Source organism: Nocardia sp. NPDC005978, assembly GCF_040614455.1.
Taxonomy (GTDB): Bacteria; Actinomycetota; Actinomycetes; order Mycobacteriales; family Mycobacteriaceae; genus Nocardia.
In genome coordinates this window covers 186,022-208,660 of the sequence record NZ_JBEXUS010000002.1, presented here as the reverse complement: position 1 = coordinate 208,660, position 22,639 = coordinate 186,022, and the positions used below count along the sequence as shown (strand labels likewise).

General features: G+C 67.6%; 28 protein-coding genes and 1 pseudogene. 20 read left to right on the top strand and 9 right to left on the bottom strand.

All coding sequences use genetic code 11. The features are described 5' to 3' along the window. The first annotated feature begins 174 nt into the window (after positions 1-174). Positions 175-951 (top strand): GTP-binding protein, encoded by a 777-nt coding sequence (locus tag ABZ319_RS02085; RefSeq protein ID WP_354984429.1) that lies wholly within the window; start codon positions 175-177, stop codon positions 949-951. Between the two features lie 57 nt (positions 952-1,008). Here the strand turns inward: ABZ319_RS02085 and ABZ319_RS02080 are convergent, their stop codons facing one another. Continuing rightward, positions 1,009-1,821, bottom strand: coding sequence for an acyl-CoA thioesterase domain-containing protein (locus ABZ319_RS02080; protein ID WP_354984428.1), 813 nt, complete (start codon positions 1,819-1,821; stop codon positions 1,009-1,011). A gap of 43 nt (positions 1,822-1,864) precedes the next feature. After that, positions 1,865-2,518 carry a TetR/AcrR family transcriptional regulator gene (locus tag ABZ319_RS02075; RefSeq protein ID WP_354984427.1) on the bottom strand — a complete coding sequence of 218 codons (654 nt, stop codon included), beginning with the start codon at positions 2,516-2,518 and terminating at the stop codon, positions 1,865-1,867. Between the two features lie 175 nt (positions 2,519-2,693). On the opposite strand from ABZ319_RS02075, the gene ABZ319_RS02070 reads away from it, so the two are divergent. The 6 genes from ABZ319_RS02070 (at position 2,694) to ABZ319_RS02045 (ending at position 6,943) form a co-directional block, all read left to right on the top strand. Next, positions 2,694-3,692: an acyl-CoA dehydrogenase family protein gene (locus ABZ319_RS02070; protein ID WP_354984426.1), complete on the top strand. Its 999-nt coding sequence runs from the start codon at positions 2,694-2,696 to the stop codon at positions 3,690-3,692. Further along, entirely contained in the window at positions 3,676-4,857 is a 1,182-nt protein-coding gene (locus ABZ319_RS02065; protein WP_354984425.1) for an acyl-CoA dehydrogenase family protein, read from the top strand. Before ABZ319_RS02070 ends, ABZ319_RS02065 begins: the two co-directional genes overlap by 17 nt. A 2-nt stretch (positions 4,858-4,859) precedes the next feature. After that, on the top strand, positions 4,860-5,651 hold the full coding sequence (locus ABZ319_RS02060; protein WP_354984424.1) for an enoyl-CoA hydratase: 792 nt from the start codon (positions 4,860-4,862) through the stop codon (positions 5,649-5,651). Positions 5,652-5,754: 103 nt separating this feature from the next. Then, positions 5,755-6,249 (top strand): hypothetical protein, encoded by a 495-nt coding sequence (locus tag ABZ319_RS02055; protein WP_354984423.1) that lies wholly within the window; start codon positions 5,755-5,757, stop codon positions 6,247-6,249. Positions 6,250-6,350: 101 nt separating this feature from the next. Continuing rightward, the gene (locus ABZ319_RS02050; RefSeq protein WP_354984422.1) at positions 6,351-6,686 is read left to right on the top strand and encodes a DUF6247 family protein; all 336 of its coding nucleotides are present in this window, start codon (positions 6,351-6,353) and stop codon (positions 6,684-6,686) included. 2 nt (positions 6,687-6,688) lie between these two features. Next, positions 6,689-6,943, top strand: coding sequence for a hypothetical protein (locus ABZ319_RS02045; protein WP_354984421.1), 255 nt, complete (start codon positions 6,689-6,691; stop codon positions 6,941-6,943). A 3-nt stretch (positions 6,944-6,946) separates the two neighbouring features. Here ABZ319_RS02045 and ABZ319_RS02040 read toward each other — a convergent pair whose 3' ends face one another. From ABZ319_RS02040 to ABZ319_RS02030, 3 genes are read right to left on the bottom strand one after another with little or no spacing between them, the layout of a single operon-like run. Next, a complete protein-coding gene (locus ABZ319_RS02040; RefSeq protein WP_354984420.1) occupies positions 6,947-7,888 on the bottom strand; it encodes a CoA ester lyase in 942 nt (313 codons plus the stop codon). A gap of 38 nt (positions 7,889-7,926) precedes the next feature. Then, entirely contained in the window at positions 7,927-9,111 is a 1,185-nt protein-coding gene (locus tag ABZ319_RS02035; protein ID WP_354984433.1) for a CoA transferase, read from the bottom strand. Between the two features lie 5 nt (positions 9,112-9,116). Further along, entirely contained in the window at positions 9,117-10,496 is a 1,380-nt protein-coding gene (locus ABZ319_RS02030) for an LLM class flavin-dependent oxidoreductase (RefSeq protein ID WP_354984419.1), read from the bottom strand. Positions 10,497-10,564: 68 nt separating this feature from the next. Between ABZ319_RS02030 and ABZ319_RS02025 the strand changes: the two genes are divergently transcribed. Continuing rightward, a complete protein-coding gene (locus tag ABZ319_RS02025; RefSeq protein WP_354984418.1) occupies positions 10,565-11,236 on the top strand; it encodes a GntR family transcriptional regulator in 672 nt (223 codons plus the stop codon). A gap of 64 nt (positions 11,237-11,300) precedes the next feature. After that, a complete protein-coding gene (locus ABZ319_RS02020) occupies positions 11,301-11,987 on the top strand; it encodes an ANTAR domain-containing protein (RefSeq protein WP_354984417.1) in 687 nt (228 codons plus the stop codon). A gap of 14 nt (positions 11,988-12,001) precedes the next feature. Here ABZ319_RS02020 and ABZ319_RS02015 read toward each other — a convergent pair whose 3' ends face one another. Beyond that, positions 12,002-12,223: a hypothetical protein gene (locus tag ABZ319_RS02015; RefSeq protein ID WP_354984416.1), complete on the bottom strand. Its 222-nt coding sequence runs from the start codon at positions 12,221-12,223 to the stop codon at positions 12,002-12,004. Between the two features lie 569 nt (positions 12,224-12,792). On the opposite strand from ABZ319_RS02015, the gene ABZ319_RS02010 reads away from it, so the two are divergent. Next, a complete protein-coding gene (locus tag ABZ319_RS02010; protein ID WP_354984415.1) occupies positions 12,793-12,984 on the top strand; it encodes a hypothetical protein in 192 nt (63 codons plus the stop codon). A 128-nt stretch (positions 12,985-13,112) separates the two neighbouring features. On the opposite strand, the gene ABZ319_RS02005 is transcribed toward ABZ319_RS02010, so the two are convergent. Then, positions 13,113-13,628, bottom strand: coding sequence for a hypothetical protein (locus tag ABZ319_RS02005; protein ID WP_354984414.1), 516 nt, complete (start codon positions 13,626-13,628; stop codon positions 13,113-13,115). A 174-nt stretch (positions 13,629-13,802) separates the two neighbouring features. Between ABZ319_RS02005 and ABZ319_RS02000 the strand changes: the two genes are divergently transcribed. Next, entirely contained in the window at positions 13,803-14,351 is a 549-nt protein-coding gene (locus ABZ319_RS02000) for a ferredoxin (protein ID WP_354984413.1), read from the top strand. A gap of 28 nt (positions 14,352-14,379) precedes the next feature. On the opposite strand, the gene ABZ319_RS01995 is transcribed toward ABZ319_RS02000, so the two are convergent. Both ABZ319_RS01995 and ABZ319_RS01990 read right to left on the bottom strand, forming a co-directional pair. Further along, positions 14,380-14,991, bottom strand: coding sequence for a transcriptional regulator (locus ABZ319_RS01995; protein ID WP_354984412.1), 612 nt, complete (start codon positions 14,989-14,991; stop codon positions 14,380-14,382). Between the two features lie 431 nt (positions 14,992-15,422). After that, the gene (locus ABZ319_RS01990) at positions 15,423-16,133 is read right to left on the bottom strand and encodes an enoyl-CoA hydratase/isomerase family protein (RefSeq protein ID WP_354984411.1); all 711 of its coding nucleotides are present in this window, start codon (positions 16,131-16,133) and stop codon (positions 15,423-15,425) included. A 240-nt stretch (positions 16,134-16,373) separates the two neighbouring features. Here ABZ319_RS01990 and ABZ319_RS01985 point away from each other — a divergent pair, with 240 nt between their 5' ends. From ABZ319_RS01985 to ABZ319_RS01945, 9 genes and pseudogenes are all read left to right on the top strand, one after another. Then, on the top strand, positions 16,374-16,865 hold the full coding sequence (locus tag ABZ319_RS01985; protein WP_354984410.1) for a hypothetical protein: 492 nt from the start codon (positions 16,374-16,376) through the stop codon (positions 16,863-16,865). Between the two features lie 145 nt (positions 16,866-17,010). Next, complete coding sequence (locus ABZ319_RS01980; protein WP_354984409.1) at positions 17,011-17,349, top strand: HIT family protein; 339 nt, start codon at positions 17,011-17,013, stop codon at positions 17,347-17,349. Positions 17,350-17,403: 54 nt separating this feature from the next. Continuing rightward, positions 17,404-17,544: pseudogene (locus ABZ319_RS01975) on the top strand (ISL3 family transposase); the annotation flags it as partial. A gap of 115 nt (positions 17,545-17,659) precedes the next feature. Then, positions 17,660-18,070 (top strand): VOC family protein, encoded by a 411-nt coding sequence (locus tag ABZ319_RS01970; RefSeq protein ID WP_354984408.1) that lies wholly within the window; start codon positions 17,660-17,662, stop codon positions 18,068-18,070. A gap of 269 nt (positions 18,071-18,339) precedes the next feature. After that, positions 18,340-18,774 carry an NUDIX domain-containing protein gene (locus ABZ319_RS01965; protein WP_354984407.1) on the top strand — a complete coding sequence of 145 codons (435 nt, stop codon included), beginning with the start codon at positions 18,340-18,342 and terminating at the stop codon, positions 18,772-18,774. 107 nt (positions 18,775-18,881) lie between these two features. After that, positions 18,882-20,171, top strand: a complete 1,290-nt coding sequence (locus tag ABZ319_RS01960) for a hypothetical protein (protein ID WP_354984406.1) — start codon at positions 18,882-18,884, stop codon at positions 20,169-20,171. Beyond that, entirely contained in the window at positions 20,168-20,956 is a 789-nt protein-coding gene (locus ABZ319_RS01955; RefSeq protein ID WP_354984405.1) for a hypothetical protein, read from the top strand. The genes ABZ319_RS01960 and ABZ319_RS01955 overlap by 4 nt, the downstream gene beginning before the upstream one ends. A gap of 268 nt (positions 20,957-21,224) precedes the next feature. Further along, positions 21,225-22,034 (top strand): helix-turn-helix domain-containing protein, encoded by an 810-nt coding sequence (locus ABZ319_RS01950; RefSeq protein WP_354984404.1) that lies wholly within the window; start codon positions 21,225-21,227, stop codon positions 22,032-22,034. Between the two features lie 154 nt (positions 22,035-22,188). After that, on the top strand, positions 22,189-22,584 hold the full coding sequence (locus ABZ319_RS01945) for a peptidase inhibitor family I36 protein (RefSeq protein WP_354984403.1): 396 nt from the start codon (positions 22,189-22,191) through the stop codon (positions 22,582-22,584). Positions 22,585-22,639 lie beyond the last annotated feature (55 nt).

Genomic DNA, 22,639 nt, shown 5'->3' with positions numbered 1-22,639 from the left:
GATCGCCGCGGTGGCGGTACAGGGGGGGCGTTGCCCCCCGGCCCAGCGGGCCCCCCCCCCCCCCCCCACACTCGGTTGCGTGATCGCGCAACCGGAACGCGGACCTCGCTGTCCACGCCGGGAAGCTGCCGAGTCGCACACCGTGCCGGGTCACCGGCCGAGGAGAGGCCCGAGATGCACAGCGCCGATGGGATGCCCGCGACCCTCGCACATCCGGTGGACCCGGAGATCGCCGAGTTGCTGGCGCACGCGCGGACCGGCTCGGTGCGCGCGGTGGGTCGCCTCCTGTCACTGGCGGAGGGACCGCGTTGCGCCGACGTCTGTGCCGCCCTCACTTCCGCCGCAGCACCGGTTATCGGGGTGACGGGACCGCCCGGCACCGGAAAGTCCACCGCCATAGCGGGTTTGGCCGCCGCCTATCGGTCACGCGGCCTTCGGGTCGCGGTGCTCGCGGTCGACCCCACCTCCCCGTTCAGCGGCGGCGCGCTGCTCGGCGACCGGATCCGGATGGCCGAACACGTGGACGATCCCGAGGTGTTGATCCGGTCCCTCGCCACCCGCGGGCACACCGGTGGACTCTCGGCCGCCGTGCCGGTGGCGGTCCGGCTGCTGGCCGCACTGTCCTATGACGTGGTGCTCCTCGAGTCGGTGGGCGTCGGTCCGTGCGAGCTCGAGATCGCCGCGGTCGCCGATCTCGTGGTGGTCCTGCTCGATCCAGGGGCCGGGGACGCGGTGCAGGCCGCCAAGGCCGGGCTGCTCGAGATCGCGGATGTGCTGGTGGTCAACAAGGCCGATCGCGAGGGCGCCGATCAGACCACGCGCGACCTGCACGCCGAATCCGGGGTTCCCGTGCTGACCTTGATCGCCGCCCGAGGTGACGGCATCGACGAGTTGGTCGAGGTCATCGACGGGCGGCTCTCGGCACACCCGTCGCCCCGTGAGCCGGCGTAGGCGCGTGCACCGCGCCCGCGTTCGCGGTGGGTGCGGCTCCGCGCCGGCGTCGAGCGGCTACGCGGGCAGGCGAACCATCGCCTCCTGCGCGTACGAGGCGACCAGGCTCCCCGACTCGGTGAGGATGTCGCCCCGGCCGAAGCAGCGCCCGTGCGCGAGCAGCGGGCTGTGCTGACGCAGCAGTAGCCAGTCGTCGGTGCGGAACGGGCGATGGAACCACAGGGTGTGCGAGGTGACCGCGGACAGGAAGGCGGTGCCGTTGCCGCGCTGGTCGAACCCGGCCACCGGCAGCAGCGCGGTGCCGATCAGGGTGAGGTCGGTGGCGTAGGCGGCGATCGCCTGGGACAGTGCGGGTTCCACGACCGGGGTGCGCATCCACAGTTCGTATTCCGGGGCGCGTGCGGCGGGATCGTTCAGATCGGTGAGCGAGCGCACCTCCCAGGGCAGCAGATCCATGCCGTCGATCTTGTGCTCGGCGGAGGGGAGCGCGGGAATCGGTGCGACACTGTGGAAGTCGGGGCCGTCCTCGGTGCTGTGCAGGGAGATGGAGGCGGTCGCGATGATCTTGCCCGCCTGCTCGGCCGTGGCGGTGACGGTCGCGAAGGTGCGCCCGGCGTGCGCGCGCTCGAGCCGGTAGCGCACGGGCTTGTCGGCGCGGCCCTCGCGCGGGAACACCACGTGCAGCGACTTGACCGTCTTGTCGGGAAAACTCAGCGCTGCGGCGAGGGTGAACTGGCCCAGCAACTGCCCGCCGAACACCCGGTGATAGTCCAGCTTCTGATTGCGCCCCTCGAAGACGGTGGTGTCTGCGAGGGGCGGTTGCTCGTCCAGGTTCAGACAGGCGACGAGATCGGTCCACAGCTCGGTCATGCCCCGAGTCTAAGTAAAGTTCTCCTGAATGAGAACAGCGTTCTCAGGCGCGGGTGAAACCGTGCGCGCAGAAGTTCCAGACCTCGGTGGCGGTGATCGGGTTCGGGGTCTCCTCGTCGATCGCCCCGGAGGACTGCGCGGTGAACATGACCGTCTGCATCACCATCGCCGACAGCCGGCGCGGGTTCGCGTCCGCCGGCAACTGCCCGGCCGCGGCGGCCTGTTCCATCAACTCGGTGAACAGGGTCAGCAGCGGCGCGTGCGCCACCTTCACCTGACTCGGATGCGAAAGCAGCAGCTGCGGTGCGAAATCGGTGAACAGCGGGCGCTGTGCGGACGGATCGGGCCGGCACAGTTCGAAGAGCAGTTCGACCGAGATCTGCAACTTGTCCAGGGGATCGGTCTGCCCGTCGGCGGCGGCGCGCAGCTGCTCGGCGGTCCGGCTCAGCGCGTCCTCGAACAGGGCGAGCAGCAGCTCGTGCTTACCGTCGAACTGCAGGTAGAAGCTGCGCAGCGACTGCCGGGAGCGGTCGACGACCTCCTGGACGGTGAAGTCGGTCGATCCCTTCTCGGTGATGATGGCCTGCGCGGCGTCCAGGAAACGCTGAACGCGTTCCTCGGCTCGCACTTTGGCGGCGCGCAGCGAGCGCTCGACAGCGCGCTGCTTCCAGGCTGGCTCTTCGCTCGGGCTGGTCACGGCCGCATCGGTCCTCGGTTGTAGGGGGAGAACATGAATGCACTGTACCGGAGAACGTCGTATTCCTGGACTCTAGGGTCGGCGCGCCTTCCATCGTCGCGAAGGATGACTTTCATTCTAGGAGAATGATATTCTCGCTTGCGTTACGAGCGCATCAGTGAGGAGGCGTGCCGGGATGCTTTTGGAGTTCGACTCCGACCAGCGGCTGTGGCAGAAAACGGTCCGCGAGGTCATCGCCAAACACGGTCCGCCCGAACTGGTGCGCGCGGTCGCGGACCGCGGTGCGACCACCGACGAACTGTGGCGGGTGTACGTCGATCAGGGCTGGACCGAACTGACCGATCCCGCCGACGCGGTCGAGCTGGCCATCGTTCTCGAAGCCCTCGGCTACGCGACCGATCCGACGCCGTTCCTGGCCACCATGACCCAGTTCGCGCCCCTGGCAGCCGGATCCGGCGACGGCTCGGCCCCGGGCGCGGCCGTGTACGAGGGGGTCACCGCCTTCCACGACGGCACAGGCTGGTTGCTCAGCGGCACCGGGCGCCACGTGCTCGACGGTGATCGCGCCGAACGGTTCGCCGTCGCCACCCGCGCCGGGGTGTTCACCGTGCCCGCCACGGACGCGATCATCCGGCGCGAGGCGGCGTTCGATCCCGTCCTGCACGTGGCGGAGGTGAGCTTCGCGGGCATCCGCGTCGGCGAGAGCGATCGGATCGACGCCGACATCGAACGCGGCCGCCACATCGCCCTGACCGGTATGGCGCTGACCATGGTCGGCGCGTGCGCGCGCGTGCTGGACCTGGTGCTCGACCATGTCCGGGGCCGCGAGCAGTTCGGGGTGCCGATCGGCTCGTTCCAGGCGGTCAAACACAAGGCCGCCGATATGCACGTGGCCATCGAAAGAGCGCGGGCCCTGGCCTATTTCGCGGCTCTGACGATCTCGGCCGACGATCCGCGCCGCCGCGTGGCCGCCTCGATGGCCAAGGCCGCGGCGGGGGAGTGCCAGTCGCTGGTGTTCCGGCACGGCATGCAGCTGTTCGGGGCCATGAGCTACACGTGGGAGAACGACCTGCAGTTCGCGCTCAAACGCGCCAAGGCCGGCGAGCTGCTGCTCGGCGGAGTCGTGGCGCATCGGGCGCTGATCGCCGAGGAGTACCGTGCGACTGACTTTTGACGCCGAGGTCGAGGACTTCCGCGCCGCCTTCGTCGAATTCCTGACCGAGCACATGCCGGACCTGGCGCAGGCCCGCGCCGATCGCCCGGTCTCGAGCGCCGAGGTGCCCGACTGGGCGCGGCAGTGGCAGCGCACCCAGTTCGAGCACGGGTGGCTGTTGCCCGGCAACACACCGGAATTCGGTGGTCGCAACGCCTCGATCCTGCAGCAGTACGTGCACCTAGAAGAGCTGTCCCGCCGGCGCATCTACCACAGCTTCAACCCGCAGGGCCTGGGCATCGTGGCGGCGTCGCTGCTGTCCTTCGGCACCGCGGAACAGAAGAAGAACTGGGCCGTGCGGATCCTGCGCGCGGAATTGACCGCGGCCCTGGGCATGAGCGAACCGGGTGCGGGGTCGGACCTGGCCGGGCTGCGCACCCGCGCGGTGCGCGACGGCGACGACTTCGTGGTCAACGGCCAGAAGGTGTGGACCTCCGGCGCGCATCACGCCGACGTGCTGCTGACCTTCGTGCGCACCGATCCCGACGCGCCGAAACACAAGGGCCTGAGCGTTCTGCTGATTCCCACCGACACCCCCGGGGTGACCCGGCGGCCGTTCCCGTCCATCTGCGGTCCGCGCGATGTGGACTTCAACGAGGTGTTCTTCGAGAACGCGCGGGTGCCCGCGGAGAATCTGGTCGGCCCGCTGCACGGCGGCTGGGGCGTGGCCAACGGCTCGCTCGGCCACGAGCGGACCATGCTGTGGCTCAGCTTCGCCGACCGATTGCAGTGCCTGATAGACGATTTCGAGCCGCACAGCGTGTTCGACAGGGACCACTACGCCACCCTGGTCATGGACAATCTGTCGCTGCGCCTGCTCGGTTCGGCGGCGCTGGCGCGGGAGTCGCGCGGGCAGCAGGATGTGGCCGGGTTGTCGGTGCTCAAGCTGCTGGGGTCCGAGGCCGTGCAGACCGCCTCCGAGCACGCCCTCACCGCCGCCGGTCCCGAGGGCCTGCTGAACGAAATGTTCACGGGGCCCATGCATCCGCTGAACCACGACAACACCGTGGGCAGCTGGTTCGAACGGTACGCCCGCAGCTTCGCGGGCACCATCGCGGGCGGAACGTCCGAGATTCAGCGCAACATCATCGCCGAGCGGGTGCTCGGTCTTCCCCGGAGTCGATAAACATGAGCGAGTACATCCGCTACGAGGTCGCCGACAAGATCGCGACCATCAGCCTGAACCGCCCCGAGGCCGCCAACGCTCAGAACGGCGACCTACTGGACGAATTGGACGCCGCCTGGACCCGGGCCGCCGCGGATCCGGAGGTCGCGGTCATCGTGCTGCGAGCCGAGGGCAAGCACTTCTCGGCGGGGCACGATCTCAAGGACAGCTCCTGGCCGGACCCGTCCCGGATCACCCTCGACACCATCTACGAGATCGAATCCCGTCGCTACCTGGAGTATTCGCTGCGCTGGCGCAACGTGCCCAAGCCGTCCATCGCGGCGGTGCAGGGCCGGTGCATCGCCGGGGCGCTGCTGCTGTGCTGGCCGTGCGATCTCATCGTGGCCGCCGACGATGCGCTGTTCTCCGACCCGGTCGTGCTGATGGGCATCGGCGGCGTCGAATACCACGGGCACACCTGGGAACTGGGGCCGCGCAAGGCCAAGGAGATCCTGTTCACCGGGCGGCCGATCACCGCGACCGAGGCCGAGAGCACCGGCATGGTGAACACGGTCGTGCCGCGCGCCGAACTCGACGCCAAGACCCGTGAGCTCGCCGCCCACATCGCCACCATGCCGCCGTTCGGCCTGCGCCAGGCCAAGCGCGCGGTGAACCAGACCCTGGATGTGCAGGGCTTCTACGCCGCGATCCAGTCGGTATTCGACATTCATCAGACCGGTCACGGAAATGCGCTCAGCGTCAACGACTTCCCGGTGCTGATGCGACTCGAACAAATGAAGGCGAATATCGAGTAATCCTCCCACCGGATCTACTGTTCGTATTACCGTACGCCCGAGAAACACCCTTCGCGGGGCCCGTCGAGGCCCCGCGCTTCTCCCTTTCAGATGAGGAACCACCATGCGAATCTCTTTCCGTCGCACCTCCGCCGCCGCCCTCGGGGTACTGCTCGCCGCGGCAGCGCTCACCGGCTGTAGTTCGGACGACGATTCCACCTCGGCCAAGACCTCGGCCGCGGTGACCACCACGGCCGCGGCCGCCCGGGCCGACGAGGCCACCACGAAGGCCATCACCGATGCCTTCACCACCTTCTTCAATGCCAAGGCCCCCACCGAACAGCGCGTCGCCACCGTGGAGAAGGGGCAGGAGTTCGCCCCGGTCCTGCAGGCCGCCGCGGCCAACCCGCAGGCCTCGGGCACCTCGGCCACGGTCTCCGCGGTCAAGGTCGTGGACGGCACGCACGCCGACGTCACCTACACCCTGCTGCTCAACGGCACCCCGGCACTGCCGGACCAGGCCGGCAACGCGGTCAAGGAAGGCGACAAGTGGAAGGTCGCGGCCATCACCTTCTGCGCGCTGCTCTCGCTGCAGGGCGGCACGTCCACCGCCTGCTGACCTGCGCGGACAGCGCCTGCTCGCTGCCGGCCCCGGGAAACGGGCCGGATCCGGCGCGGCAGGCGGGCGACAGTGTCGAACCGAGCGGATATCGTAGGGCCATGGCCTCACCCGCACCGCGTCACGATCCCGACCCGGGCGCCCCGGCAGCCGAGCCCGGGGCGATCCGGGCCGCGCTGACGCCCACCCTGCGGGCGGAGTTCGATCGCGAATGGGAATTCGTGCTCGAGAAGGCCAAACAAAGCAAGGAACTCTCGGGAATTCACGAACTGCTGCTCAAATGGCGGCATCTCGCGGCGGCCGAATTGCGGGAGCCGGGTGCGTATTTCGCGCTGCAGGCCAAGGCCGAGCAGATTCAGCGGACCGGGGCCAATCCCGGTGCGGGCAGCGTCGAGGACCTGCGCGCGTTGATCGAGCAGCGGCTGCGGGCGCGCTGAGCGTGTATCGGATCGTTCCCGACCCGGAAACTTTCGACCAGGTCGCGGCTCTGCCCCTGGATGCCCTCGAAGGCTATGCCGAGGTGTTGTCGTTCCTCGAACTCACCCCGTGGGCCGGGCACCCGCAGCACGTGGACAACCCCGAAGGCGCGGTGCGCTACTGTTTGTTCGGACCCGACTCGGCGGGCCAGATCGTGTACCTCGTCCTGGAGAACGTCCGCGAGGTACACGTGCTGCGGGTGTTGTGGATCGGCTGACGCTCAGCGTCCGGCGCTGACGGTGTCCCCGCGCAGCAGGTCGGGATCGATGGCGGCCGCGCGTGCGAGCGTGGCCTGCGCCATCTTGATGTGTGCGGCGTCGACCAGGACGCCGTCGACGCCGACCGCGCCGCGGCCGTTCGCCTCCGCTTCGCGGTAGGCGGCGATATTGCGTTGGGCCAGCGCGATTTCGGCCGCGGTGGGGGAGTAGACGCGATTGGCGATGGGAACCTGGGCGGGGTGGATCGCCCACTTGCCGGTGTAACCGAGCAGCGAGGCGCGGTGTGCGTCGCGTTCGTAGCCTTCGACGTTGCCGTAGTCCGGGTAGGGCGCGTCGATGGCCAGCACGCCGGCGATGCGCGCCGCGACCAGGGTCTTGTTGCGGGCGTAGTGCCAGAAGTCGCCGGGGTAGTCGCCGAGCGGCTCGAAGTTGGTGTCCACGCGCGCGCCCTGGGACAGCGAGAAGTCGCCGACGCCGAAGATGATGGCGTCGATTCGGTCGCTGGCGACCGCGATCTCCTCGGCGTTGGCCAGGCCCTCGACCTCCTCGATCAGCACCTCCAGGCGGATCCGGCGGGTCAGGCCCAGCTTGTCCTCGAGCTGGGTGAGCAGCAGATCCACCCACCACACGTCGCGCGCGGTGCACGCCTTGGGCACGACGATGGTGTGCAGCTTCTCGCGGGCGCGGGTGACGACCTCGATGATGTCGTCGTGGCACCACTTGGTGTCGAGCCCGTTGATGCGGATCGCGGGAACCGTTCGGCCCCAGTCCATCTCGGCGAGGGCGGTAATGGCCTTCTCGCGTGCGGACTCCTTGAGCGATTCGGGGGTGGCGTCCTCGAGGTCCAGGAACACCAGATCCGCGCCGCAGGAGAGCGCTTTGGCGAACATGTGGTCGTTGCAGGCGGGCAGGGCGAGTTCGGAGCGCCGCACGAGCAGGGTCATCGTCGAATTCCTTCGTGGTTCGGGATTGTCGGAGCGGGTCAGAGCACGCCGCGGTGCCGCAGGTCGGCCACCTCGTCGGCGCTCAGGCCCAGCAGTTCGCCGTAGACCTCGGCATTGTGTTCACCCAGCCGCGGGCCGAGATGCTCGACGCGGCCGTGGCTTTCGGAGAAGCGGGGTACCGGGGCCTGCACGGTCATCGTGCCGAGTTCGGCGTCGGCGACCGGGACGAAGACCTCGCGGTGGCGCAACTGCTCATCGCGTAGGAGGTCCTCGATATCGTAGACCGGGGCGGCCGCGACCTCGTGCGCTTCGAACGCCGACATCGCCTGGGCGAGTGTCTGTTTCGACACCCAGTCCGCGACGACGTCGTCCACCTCACGGGCGCGAGCCAGGCGGCGCTGCGGGTCGGAGAACTCCGCGTCGGTGACCAGGTCCGCGCGTCCGATCGCCCGGAACACGCGCAGCGCCAGGGCGGGGGAGCTGCCGGACATGGCGAGCCATTTGCCGTCGGCGGTGCGATAGGTGTTGCGCGGCGCGGAGATGTCCCAGCGGTTTCCGGCGCGCTGGGCGACGATGCCGAGCTGGTCGTAGCCGAGCAGGGTCTGTTCGAGCAGGCGCGCGAGGGGATCGACCAGGTTGATGTCGATCAGCTGCCCGGGACCGCCGTGCACGTCCCGGTGATAGAGCGCCATCAGCACCGCGTAGGCCGCGTTCAGCGAGGCCACGCCGTCGGCGAGCATGAACGGCGGCAGGGTCGGCGGGCCGTCCGCCGCGCCGGTGATGTGGGCGAATCCGCTCATGGCTTCGCCCAGGGTGCCGAAGCCGGGACGCTCGCTCTTGGGGCCGGTCAGTCCGAAGCCGGTGATGTGGAGCATGATCACGCGGTCGTTGACCGCGCGCAGGCTCTCGTAGTCCAGGCCCCATTTGCGCAGCGTCTGCGGCCGCGTATTGCTCACCACCACATCGGCTTCGGCCACCAGCCGGCGCAGCAGATCCTGGCCTTCGGCGCCGCGCATGTCCAGGGTGATGGAGCGTTTGTTGCGGGACACCGACTTCCACATCAGGCCGACGCCGTCGCGCTGCGCACCCCAGGTGCGGATGGGATCCCCGACCCCCGGTTGCTCGACTTTGATCACCTCGGCGCCGAATTCACCGAGGTAGGTCGCCGCCAACGGTGCGGCGGCCAGGGTGGCCAGGTCCAGGACCCGCACACCCGAGAGCATGGCGTTCATAACGCGACCGGTCCGGTGGGCACGGCCGGGCGGCGCACCGCGGGGCGATCCAGTCCGAGATGATCGCGCAGGGTGTTGCCCTCGTAGGCGGTGCGGAACAGGCCGCGCTGTTGCAGGCGCGGAACCACCATGCGCACAACGTCTTCGAACGATCCGGGCATGTGCGTGGCGGCCAGGACGAAGCCGTCGCAGGCGCCGCCGTGGAACCATTCGGCCATCTGGTCGGCGACCTGCTCGCCGGTGCCGACGAATCGCGGGCCCTGCAGCAGGGTCGCGCGGTGACCGGCCAGGTCGCGGACGGTGACCGTCCCGCCGATATGGGTGCGCAGATTCTGCACCAAGCCCCGGATGCCCGAGACCGAGGCGATCAGCTCATCGGTGACCGGGTCGTCGAGATCGTGCTGTGCGAAGTCGTAGTTCATCAGCTCCGACAGCAGTGTCAGCGACGCCATCGGGTGCACCAGGTCCTCGAGCAGCATGGCCTCGCGCTCTCTGGCGTGCTGCTCGGATTCGCCGACCACCGCGTACGCCATGGGACAGATCTTCACCGAGTCCGGATCGCGCCCGGCGTCGGCGATGCGCGCCTTCTGATCGGCGTAGTGGTTGCGGGCGACCTCGAGCCCGGGGTCGCCGGTGAAGATCAATTCCGCCCAGCGCGAGGCGAATTCGCGGCCGCGTCCGGACGAGCCCGCCTGAATGATGACCGGCCGGCCCTGCGGGGTGCGCGGGACGGTCAGCGGTCCGCGCGCGGAGAAGAACCGGCCGACGTGCCCGAGTTCGTGCACCTTGCCGGGATCGGCGTATATCCCGGCCGCGCGGTCGTGGATGATCGCGTCCTCGTCCCAGGTGTCCCACAGTCCGCTGACGACCTCGAGGAACTCGTCCGCGCGGTCGTAGCGCTCGTCGTGGCCGAGATGGGCGTTGACGCCGAAGTTCTGGGCCTCGCTGTCGTTGACCGAGGTCACGACGTTCCACGCGGCCCGCCCGCCGGACAGGTGATCCAGGGTGGAGAAGGTCCGCGCCACATGGAAAGGCGCATAGTACGTGGTCGAATACGTTGCGCCCAAACCGATCCGCGACGTGCTCTGCGCCAGCACACCGAGCACCACGCCCAGATCCAGCTTGACCGGCCGCGCCCCGTAGCGCACCGCCTCGGCCACCGAACCGTCGTAGATGCCCGGCATGGCCAGCCGGTCGTCGAAGAACATCAGGTCGAAGCAGCCTTCCTCCAGCTGCCGCCCGACCTTCGCGTAGTAGGACGCGTCGAGGTACCCGTGTTCGGTGGCCGGATGCCGCCACGAACCCGCGTAGACCGAAGTGCTGCCCGCCTGCATAAAAGCGACCAGGGTCATGCGGTCGCGACGCTGTGCTGTCATATTGTGAACGTAACATCTGATATATCAGATATCAAACCTTGTATCCGACACCTGCTAGGCTCCCGCAAATGGCATCGCGATCAGTCGATATCGGCGGCACAGTGCGCGAACGCGCAGCCCGTGAACTCCGTGACCGCATCCTCACCGGCGCGCTCCCCGCCGGCGCGCGCATAGACCTCGATGCGATCACCGAGGAGTTCGCCACCAGCCGCACCCCCGTCCGCGAGGCGCTGCTGGAGCTGTCGTTCGAGGGCCTGGTTCGCGTGGCGCCCCGCAGCGGCATCACGGTGCTGGGCATCAGCCCCGCCGATGTCATGGACAGCTTCACGATCCTCGGCGTCCTGACCGGCCAGGCCGCCGCCTGGTCGGCGGAACGGGCCACCTACGCCGAACTCGCGCACCTGCGTGAACTCGCCGACGCGGTGGCGAGCCACTCCGGCGAAGACGCGATAGCCGACGCCAATTGGCGCTTCCACCAGCAGATTCACCGCACGTCCCATTCGCCCCGCCTGCTGACTCAAATCAAACAGGCGGCCCGCGTGGTCCCCACGAACTTCCTGCGCGTCTTCCCCGAACACGAACAGAACGCCCTGCACGAACACGATCAGCTCCTGGAGGCGCTGACCGACCGCGACCCGATTCGCGCCCGCGACATCGCCGAACGTCACGTCCTCGATGCGGGCCGCTCGCTCACCGACTGGCTGCGGCGAAACGATCCGGGCGCGCCCGCGGCCGAGTAGCGGCCGGTTTGTCGGAGTCGGTCCCGGGCACTCCTCGATCGAGGATGGGAGGTGCTGGATTCCGATGAGCGGAGATGATGCGGTATTCGAGCCTGTCGACGACGACGCGCAGACCACCGAGTACACCGAGGTCGTGGGCAAGTTCCGGTTCTGGTTCGAGGACCAGCGGTGGGAGTGGTCGCCCGAGATCTGGCAGCTGTACGGGTACGAGCCGGGTGAGAAGGTGCCCACCACCGAGCTGCTGCTGTCGCACAATCATCCCGACGATCGTGCGGCGGTCGCCGACGCGCTGGCCGCCGCGATCCGCGACCACGGCGCCTTCGGCAGCCGCCATCGCGTCATCGACACCTCGGGGGTGCACCACCAGGTTCTGGTGGTGGCCGACGGGATGTTCGACGCCACCGGGACGGTGGTCGGCACCGAGGGATATTTCATCGACCTGACCGCGAGCATCGAACGCAGTCGGCGCGCGACCATCGAAGAGGCGATGCCGGAGTTGATTTCGGCCCGCGCGCAGATCGAACAGGCCAAAGGCGTGCTGATCCTGGCGTACGGCCTCACGCCCGACCAGGCGTTCGCGACCCTGCGCTGGCGCTCACAGGAGACCAACGTGAAACTGCGGGTGCTGGCCGCGCGCCTGGTCGCCGCTGCGCACGCGCTCCGCGGCGGACCCACCCAGCTGCGGATCAAGATGGACCACATCGTGCTGAGCCTGCACGAGTACGAGGATCCGCCGCAGGAACGCAGGTGATGTAGCGATCCCGGTCAATGCCCGGCGCGGGCGTGCCTGCCCGTGTCCGGTGCGGCCGTCATGTCGATCGGGCCCGTGAGTTCGCAGTCCAGGTGGGCCGGGAGCGGCAGGACAAGGGTCGGTTCGTCGAGTTCGCGGTGTATCTGGCGCAGGAACGCGTCGAGGCTCTCGTAATGGGCGAGGATGTGTTCGAGCAGTCGCAGTGCGGTCTCGTGTTCGGTGTGCGCGGTCGTCATCGATCCTCCATCAGGGGCAGGCGAACCGCGTAGACACGCGGTTCGAACCGGGCGAGCGGGCGTTGGCACCGGGGTAGTCGGGTTGGTGCCGGCTGGGTGCTACCCATCGGGGTCGGCGTAAACGGTGACCCGCGTGGCGTGAACTGGCGTGTCGATCCCTTCGCTCACGAATCCGGACATTCGGAACCACTTCGTGTGCAAGCTGTTTGAATCGCGAACAGCGGGTATCTAACCTGCGGCATCTCGCTGCCGAGGAGGCCGATCCTCACCGGTAGCGCAGCGCCAACCGGCCGCTTCGGCGGCCCGGGTCCCGGCCTGTAACGGGACCCTGCTCCACCTCGTGGCGGTGGGCGCCGGCAGCCGGTCGGCGCCCACCGCCACCCGTGTCGCGGGCCGCGTACCGAAGGGACTCCGGCAGCCCTCGTTGCCTGCCATGGTCATTCGCTGACATGTGTGCCGCAGAACACACAATCGAACGCCGAAAATAGGTGTGGCAGCCCGTTTTCCGGGAATATGGGCGACATCGGACCGCAGCGTGGCGGACATCGTTCCTGCGGAAGGTGACCCCCATGGCGATAACGCTCTTGATCACGATCGGCCTGGCCCTGCCCACGGCGGTGCTGGCCGCCTATTCGACGGTGGCCGCCGTCTATTGGTGGGAGCGGCAGCACGCCCGCCTGCCCGCGCGGGTGATCCAAACCTCGGACCCCTTCGTCCGGACGAGCCGCCCACCCGTCCTGGGTCGCCGTCGGCGGTTCTAACGTGATTCATTGCGCCGCAGCTGTTTCGTGAGTGGCTGCGGCGCAATGAGTCACTGTGGAAGAACACACGTGGGCGACGAGCCGGCCGAACGTCCGGAACTGCCGAATACAGCCCCCGGGACGTAGCTTCAGAGCTCGAACCAAGCCACATCAACCCAGTGCGGAACCCGACCGGCCGCCAGATGAAGGTGGAAGTCGGGACCATCATGCACCCGATCCACCGTGGGGTCGGTCAGTTGGCTGACGGTGCAGACGTAGTCGCCGTTCGGGAGCTCGATCCCGGACCTGTACATATCCTTGTCCGCGTCCACGGCGCAGTCCTCGAACTGCGCAGACATCGTCACAGTCTCGTAGTTGACGACCACCAGCTCACCGCGGGTGACGGTGATCGGGCCAACGGCCTGGCGCACGACGGGCAGCGCGGGGTCCAGTGCGGTGGTCGAGACGTCGATCCGCCATTCGTCCTCGCCACCGGTTCCCCACAGCAGCAATGTCTTACGCTGCATCTCGGACCTGAAACGACCGAACAGCGTCTCCAAGGTCCAGTCCTCGTCCACGAACGACCTATAGGCGTGTGGGTCGACAAGTCCGAGGAATCCCGAATCATCAGACATCTCTTCGATCCGGTGCAGAAACTGGATCATGCGGAAGCCCTCCCCGAATTAGGCACGAGAACGCTTGTGGTACGCAACGCTCGCTCATGTCGCTTACAAGTCGGTTCGGCTGGCCAGGCGGCAAATGCGCGTGCAATTGCGCACGGTGACGACCGAAGGCTGACACGCATCGTCCCGTGCCGAGCAGTAGGGAATGCTGGTGTCGTGAGCGACCTACCGCGCCGCTGGGATCCGATGACTTCGGTTCAGCGCGATCTCAACGATTCCGTCTACCACGGAGACAAGTGGCAGGACCGGCATTGGCTGAACGTGCCAGGTCCCTTCTACACAGGGCAGACCGACACCTGTTGGACCGGAAGGATTTACGCGCCGCGCAATGTCCTTTACGGCGGTGAGCACTACAACGAGTTCGTCTATCGCCAGCCGAAGTCGCCCTCCGAGGTCGAATCCCTATTGGAAGCGGCGGACGCCGACCCGTTCGACGGTTACGCCTGCGATGGGGACTCGCGTTGGACTGCTGAGGCCGTTCGTGCCTGGTGGAGTGGTCGCGGCGAGGTCACCGAGCACCTTGCACAGTTGCTCGCCGAGTACACGAGTGAGGGCGCTCCCAGCCAGTCAGCCGATCCAGCGGAGGGCGTCCGGGACTTTCTTACCTATCTGGCCACCGACCTCGCAACCGACCTGCGGCAGTACGTGTTCAGATTGGAGAACGGTCTATACCCGGCCGACGACGACGCGCTGCCGCATCTGTAACGAGATCCTCCGCGGTTGCCGGCGGAGGTCACCTGGTGCTCAGTGGCACATCCCAGAACGCAAGTTCGTGGCGCATGCCCGTCAGGAACAGTTCCTCGGCGTTGTCGCCGCCCGCTTCGTCGAGCATTTGAGCGCAGCGGGCTGTGAGGGCTGCGAAGCCAGGGTCGGCGTAGGTGTCGATCCAGCGTTGGTAGCGGGGGTCGGCGGGTGGGTTCGCGGCGAGGATGGTGCCGAGGGTGGAGTAGCCCCACATACAGGGGTAGAGGGCGGCCAGACCGTCGGCGTAGTTGTCGGCTGAATCCAGCAGGAACGCGGTGTAATTCGTGCACGGTTCGCCCTTGACCGCGCCGTCGAGGTCGGCGCCGAACTCCGTGGCCAGACCGCGGTGTAGCGAGATCTCGTCGTGCAGGGTGGCGTGCGCGAGGTCGACCAGGTCGCCTAGGTGGGCGGCGGGCGCCTGCCAGGCGAGGCGGGAGAAGACTCGGACGTAGTCGAGCAGGAACAGGTAGTCCTGTTCCAGCCAGGAGCGGAATACCGGCTCGGCGAGATCGCCTTTCGCGATCCCGGCCACGGTCGGGTGCGCTAGTTGCTCCTCGACAAGTGGGCGGCCCAATTGCTCCAGGTGTGCTGCAAGCCCCATACGAGTCGCCTCTCCTAACTCTCCCGATCGCGTGGCGACGTCACCGCCGGCTGCCACATCCCCTTTGGATGGTGCGGTGAATGGCGCCGGGTCAACGCCTCATAATGCCGCATACCGCGCTGACCGAACGATCCAGCCTGGCGCAGTGGAAGATCAACCGGCAGTGGTGATCCGAGGCCAACCCGGTGCCATCGGGTCTATTGCGCGAAGGAATGGGAAGTCGACACCGAATTCGACCTCTACGACGATTGCCGCTCCATCGCTGGCGACGCGGGCACCCGCCCAGAAGGGCATCACCGCGGGCTCGATCGGTAGCGACAGCAGTATCATCGCCGAGCGCGTCAGACGCTCGGCGAAAGGTCAACGGCTCGAGGCGAACTCGGGCCGGTGATGCGCACACTCATGCCCAGTTCGGTGCGGCGGCAGTGAATCTACGCGCCGCCCGCGGCGGAATCGTGGTTGTACTGCGCGACGGACCCGAGCAGGGCCGAGGTGGCGTTGCGATAGAGCGACGACTTGACGTGGCCGAGGGCGGGTCCGCTGGTTGCAGCCAGGCTTTGTGCGTGCTCCACAGCGGATTTCAGGAGGTCGTGCTCATCGGCGACCGCGTCGACCAGGCCCGTTGCCAGCGCTTCCGTTCCGCCGTAGCGATGCCCGGTGACCAACGCGCGACGGGCCACCGGCAGCGGCAGCTGCGACTGCGCCATTTCCACCATGCCGGGGGCATAGTTGACGCCGAGCGTGACGCCGGGAAAACACACGAAGCCACGATCGGCGCGCATCATCCGGTGATCATGCGCGAGGGTGAGAAAGGCCCCGGCGCCGTAGGCGTGACCATTGATCGCCGCGACGGTCGGTATCGGCAGTGTGAGAATTCTGGCGAACAAGCGCAGGATACGGGCGACATTCTCGTTGATCCGGTCCGGGTTTCGCGCGGCCCACTCCACATCGAAGCCGGTGGAGTAGAACTTCCCGGCACCGATCGTGACCAGCCCGCGGGGTCCGGAGGTCGCAGCGACCTCATCGAGCAGAGTCTCCATTTCGCCGACCCAGTCCGGATGGAACCGGTTCTCGGTATCGCGCTCACCCGGGTTGCCCAACTGGAGGATGAAAACTTGTCCCTCGCGCTGCAAGTACGGCATCGGGTCAACATATCCCACAGGCAGGGCGGGCTTATCCCGCCATAGCAAAGGTCACGCCATCTGCACGGTCCACATTTCACCCGTCAAACGATCAGCTCATGGTTAGAACCGCGGCGGTTCTCGCTGTCGCGTGCAGCCACCCGCCGGAAGGCGCGAATCAACTCCAAGATGGCTCGACCGAAACGTTGCCGCTACCCGCGCGGTTGAGACTGTACCGAGCACGGTCGGTAGATTGCGGGTGTGCGTGTTGATTCACCCGTTGAACGACCGGACGGTGGCTGGTCTGTCGCCGTTCACGACGCGCGCCCATCGGAACTGGTCCGCGCCTTCGACCCCGAACTGCGCTATGTGGTCATCGAAGGTCATTCCCCGGCCGGTCCCGGATGGCACCGCTTTCCAATGGCTTTGACCGACAATGATGATTCGATTCGAACGCGAACGGTTCGGCGAGTCCGCTTCGACATGTGTATGAGTCCGCAAGAAGCTATCCACGCTGGACCGGATTTGGACGAGGGTGACCAGGGCTGGCTCTACGCGTGGCAGGTGCCTACCGAGCCTGCCGTGGATGTGGTGCTGAGCCACAAGGAAGGCCGACCGCGACGGGCCGCCATGTACGGCATCGGTGTCACCCTGCTGATCGATCTACCGCACCGCGGCGAGACCGCCGTTCTGTGGAGTCCGCGACGACATGTGCTGGATGCGTCTCTGGAGCGCCTCAGCTCGACCGAATGAGGGATCTCCCACCGACTGAGTACGCATTGGTGGACCTCGACCGAACGCACTACATTGCCGCGTCAGCGCGGCGCTCCCCACGAGAGTCACTGCAGCACAGCCGCACTGAGCATCATGCGATGCCTGGCCTCCGTAGAGTCGTGTGGTGATCGAACCGGATTGGTATTGCTCTGAGGTAATCCCTCGACTGATCGATGTCGAGGTCTTGATCGAGACGGATCACGTCCTCGCTTTCCGCCCACCGACGCCGGGATTCGGTACCGAGCACGTCATCGTGGTGCCGAAAGGCCATGTCCGTTCTCTCCTGGAACTTGAACCAGGACTCGGTGCGCATCTGTTGACGGTGGTGCAGGAAGTCGCACGCGGAGTCGCCGCCGAGCATGGCGGCTGTCAGGTGCTGACCACGCTCGGCGACGAGCAACACAATCGTCATCTTCACCTGCACGTTGCAGCGGGTAAGGGGGTCGCGCGGTTTGAGTTCTGACACTGCCGATCTGGAAGACCTTGACGTGCCTGACGCACCTTCGCTTGCCCTGACCTGACCACGCTCTGCCGACTCGACGAGCTCGGCCTCGAAGCCGTTGGCCAGCGCCTCGAACCCGAGTGTGCTGTGCTTGCCTGTCGGGTGATCGAGCCGGACCAGTGGTGCCGTCGCTGCGGCTGCGAAGGCGTGCCGCGGCTCCGCCCTCGGGTTCCGCAACCTGACAAACTACATCGCCGGATCACTCCTGCAGTCCGGCGGGTTCAGGCCGCAACTACATCCTCGAGTGGGATGAGATCTCTATCGTCGGTCCATGACCACTCGAATGAACCCCTACCTCAGCTTCGCGGGTGATGCCTCGGCCGCCCTGGCGTTCTACCAGGACGTGTTCGGCGGCGATCTCACTATCAACCACTTCGGCGACTTCGGCACCGACGACCACGGCATGAGCGACCAGGTCATGCACGGCCAGCTGGAAACAGCGTCCGGCCTCACGCTGATGGCCGCCGACATGCTGCCGGGCGAGACATTGCGGCCCGGGAACAACCTCGCGGTCAGCCTCGGCGGGGACGACACCGAGGAACTGCGCGGCTACTGGCAGGCGCTGTCGGACGGAGGGACCGTGACGGTCGAGCTGGCCACCCAGCCGTGGGGCGACGAATTCGGGATGTGCGTCGACCGGTTCGGGACCTCGTGGCTGGTCAACATCGCCGGGGGCAGCTGACCTACCCGATCCGCGCTGCGCCGGTCGGCGATGCCGCGGCCGGCGGCAGTCCCCTTGCGCTCGAACCTCGTCACCGGCCGCTCGGCCCAGCGGTCGGCGACTGTTGATCAAGCAGCGTATTGGTGGGTGAAGGAATCGTCGCAGCCGAATCGTCGAACGATCTACCCGAACCGCATCCGCACACGTTCTCCCACTGGACTATTGGATGGGCATCAGGCGCCACCGGATCAATCGTTACGACATACCTGGTAGTAGGAGGGACCGCTCGGATGCCCGAGAAGTTGCGTACGAACAAGGTGCTGGTCTACGTCGTGCGCGACGGCAAACTGCTGGTGTTCCGGCATGTGGACTACAGCTTCGAGGAAGTCGGCATCCAGGTCCCGGCCGGCAGTATCCGTCCCGGCGAGGCCCCGCGGGACGCGGCGTTGCGCGAGGCGCGCGAGGAGACCGGGCTCGGTGAGTTCAGGGTTGTGCGCAAGCTCGGCGAGTTCGAGTACGACATTTCGCCGTATCGCTGGGAGATTCAGGCGCGGCACGTGTTTCACCTCGAGCTGTGTGAACCTGCCCCGGATCGGTGGGGCAGTCGGGAAGACCACGACGGCCGGGGAAGCCCGACCAGGTTCGAGTGCTTCTGGGTGCCGTTGGCAGCGGCGCACGTCCTGCAGTCGGGGCAAGGCGCCCTGCTGTATCGGCTTTTCGGATGATCCGCGCCCTGTCATCGACTTCGAGCATCTGAGTGAATAAGAAAGTCAAAGGCTATCCTTCTCATCCGTCGCCGTGTTAGAACTACCGCGACGGCAAGGAGGCGGTTGTGACACGTCCGTATCGACTGATCATCTGGGGCCCCGGCGACATGGGCGGGCGGGCGTTGCGCACCGCGCTGGAGTCGCCCGATTTCGACGTCGTGGGGGTGAAGGTGTTCAGCCCGCACAAGCACGGCCGCGATATCGGGGAACTGGCCGGACTGCCGCCGGTGGGCGTCGCCGCCACTACCTCCAAGGCGGAAATCCTTGCCCTGGAAGCGGATTGCGTCGTACACACGCCCACGACCCCGGCGCTGGTGCAGGGCGCGGACGCCGACGTGCTCGACCTGCTGCGTTCGGGGAAGAACGTGGTCTCGGCGGCGTCGTATCACAATCCCGCCATGGCGACCTGGCTGTCCGAATCACGTTCTCCGCTCGAGGTATTGGGGACCGTCTCGCGGATGCGGGTCACCGGCGGCGCCTTCGGTCCGCAGCTTCCCGCGGCGCTGACCGCGTTGCGAACCGCCATGCGAGTGGTGGATTCGAGCCCGGCGCGCCTCGCCCGGCCCGTCCTGGATCGGCTCGCCGCACCGCTGGTGGACCGGGCGATCCCGCGCCGGGCCTCGGGTGCGCGACTGCAGGCCGCGTGCGTGCGCGGCGGGGTTTCCCTGCACGGCACCGGATTGCACCCCGGGCTGATGGTCGAACAGGTGCTGCTGCGGCTGGCCGGGCTCCTGGACGAGGTCCGCGAGGTGAAATTCCTCGAGGTCGGAGACCTGTCCGCCGCGCCGGACGGCATGTGGGGCGGGCTGGCCAGCCTCGGGTTCGGCATGCCGCTGGACGCGGTCGACTCCGACCACGCCATCGCGCTCATGCAGCACTTCTATTTCGACGCCGTGCTCGCCAACGTGGCGCATTCCCTGTTCGGTGCGAACGCCGATCAGGTCCGGGTGGAACGGCACGTCTACCCGGTGCCCGCGCGCACGCGAGTGGTCGCGGGCGGCAGCGTGATCGAACCCGGGACGGTCGGGGCCATCCACATGAGTTACCGCGGCTACCTCGGCGATCGGCTGTTCATGACCAATGCCGAGTGCTGGCACGTGGGTCCGGGCAACGCCCACCTCGGGTCGGATCATCCGGTCAGCTCGTCCGGCGGGCACGTCATCACCCTGGATGGCGACCCCGCCGGGATCGAGATGCGCAACGAGTTGGACGAGGACTCCTACGACGGCGACTGGTCCGCGGTCACCGATATCTCGGTCAAAGCGATGCTCGATGTCATTCCGGCCCTGTGCGCCGCGCCGCCCGGCGTCGCGACGCCGGATCTGAGCCCCCGATTCCGTGTGGAGACAGCATGATCACGCCCATCGCGGTGCTCGGCGCCGGACCGATCGCCGACCGCTTCGCCAAGAATTCGGATGTCGTTGTTACCGAGCCGGATTCGGCGGCGGTGGTGATCCACCTGACCGCCGATGCGGGCGAGGTCGTCACCCAGCTCCGAGCGGGCCGTGACGTGGTCACCGCGCTCGCGCTGCGGGCGCTGCCGGTGGACGAGGTGCGCGCGGCCTGCCGGGCGGGCGGGTCCACCCTGCACGCCACCGGCGGCTTCGGATCCGCGGTCGCGGCGCGGCTGACGCGTTCGCTCGCGGCCGCGGCACGCGAGATCACCCGGATCGAACTGATCGAGGAGATCGACGTGCCCGGCGACCCGGTGTTCCCGTGGAACACGGTGTCCGAGGACACGCTGCCCGCCTTCTACGCCGACGGCCTGAAGGTGTTGCACGAGGCGGCGTTCGGCGACGAACCGATCGAATCGCCGAGCGTCGCGATCACGGACTCCGGCGCCCTGCACACCCTCGGAGATCGAACGGCCTACCGCTCGATTCGCACCCACGGCACCGCCGCCGTACCGCTCCGCTACCGCCTGACCATCGCCACCGCGGCCGGAACCTCTACCGCCACGGTAGGTTTCCACCCGACCGACGCCCTGCACCCCGCCGATCACCTGACCTACCGTGAGCTGCTCACCGCGATAGCCCCGATCCAGTCGGCAGCCCCCGGCATCGCCCGCCGCGACCTCGCCATCACCTACCTGCGTGCGGACGACCGACTGTCCGCGCCCGGCCCCGGGCACCGCGGCTGACCCGTCGGTGCCTGCCGGCCGGTGCATCGAGCCTTTCGATGGCTCGATGCTCCGGCGGCGGAGGACCTCCTCCGAACCGCGACTGAACACTTCTTCCGCCCAAAACGTCTCTGCGACCTGCTTCCGACATGTCCGGGCAGGCGAGGGATGTGCACGCGACCGGTCCGGTGCACCTGCGGATGTACCGCGCCGAATCGCGTTGACACTGTTGTTCTCTGGTCTCACACTGACCGAGTCGCGGTCTCCTCCTGGAGAGTGGTGGGTGCGGATGGCTGATGACCACACGATGGTCGGGCGGGTGATGGCCATCGTCGACGCGTTGGCCGCGGCGGCCGAGCCGCTGGGACTGGCGGCGTTGACCCGCGCGACGAACCTGCCCAAGCCGACGGTGCGGCGGATCGCCAACGACCTGGTGCGACAGCAGGTGCTGGAGTCATCGTCGGACGGCTATCGCCTTGGACCCCGACTGTCCTATTACGGATCCCGCGCGGTTCGCGATGACCCGCTGTTCCTGGCGGCCCCGCCGTACCTTCGCGATCTGTCGTTGCGCGCCCACGGCGAGATCAGTTGGTGCGGGGCGTTTCGCGGCGGTGAGCTGGTGGTCGCGCAGCCGGTGTTCGGGCACGAGTACCGCGAGTTGGCGCTGCAGCACAAGTGGCCCTCTGCCACCATGCTCGGTCCCAGTGTCGCGCTCACCGCCGGGGGGCGCTTGCAGACGGCGTTCGACCCGGAACTCAGTGAGCGCCTCGCGCACAGCGGATGCCGGCCCCTGACCCGGCATTCGGTGACGGCTCCCCGGGAACTGGGCGCGCTCTTCGAAGCGGCGCGGGCAACCGGTTTGGCGTACGAACGCGAGCAGGTCCTGACAGGTTGGAGCTGCGTCGCCGCGGTCATCCGCGACGCGAACGAGGTGCCGGTGGGTGTTCTCGGCCTCATCGGCCGCAGCTCCTCATCGGCCCAGCGTTCCACCCAGCGGGCGCTGCTCGCAGCCGCGGATTCGCTGTCCCGCGAACTGCGTTCGAGCACACGAGCCCAGCTCGCCCCTGGGCTACCGGTAATCGATCGGCCGAGGTACTGACCCGTGGCCGTCGTGATGCCCCCGTGTCACTGAGTGATACGCCCGCACAAGCCGACCTGCGCGAATACCCCCGAAGGAATGTCGTTGTGCCGCAGCCGGATATCGGTGACAGCACGGGACAACGTGCACCACTTCGAATTCTGGGGAGTTCCCAATGTTCGCTCACACCATCCACACCCTGCGGTCGGCGGCCGTCGCGACCGGTGTCGCGATCACCGCGACGGCGGCCGTGCTGACCGGGGCCGCCGCCCCGGCGTCGGCGAGCCCGGCCTATCCCTGTGCCGGCGGCCAGTTCTGCGGATTCGACCTGGCCAACGGCCAGGGCGACATGGTCGTCGGTCGCGGCAGCACCTGCGCGTTCTACGACATCGGCAGCGCCGGCTACGGCGACCGCGTCAGCTCTTACCGCAACCGCACCGGCTCGACGGTGAACCTCTACAACTGGACGGGCCAGCGCTGGCAGCTGCTCGTGTCGGTCCCCAACGACCGGCAGGGCAACATGCCCGCCTCCGTCGACAACCAGACCGACGCGGTCGAGATCTGCGCCTGACCCTCCCGGTGCGAGCGAGGATCTCGCTCGCACCCACCGAGCCGGGGCTCACGAT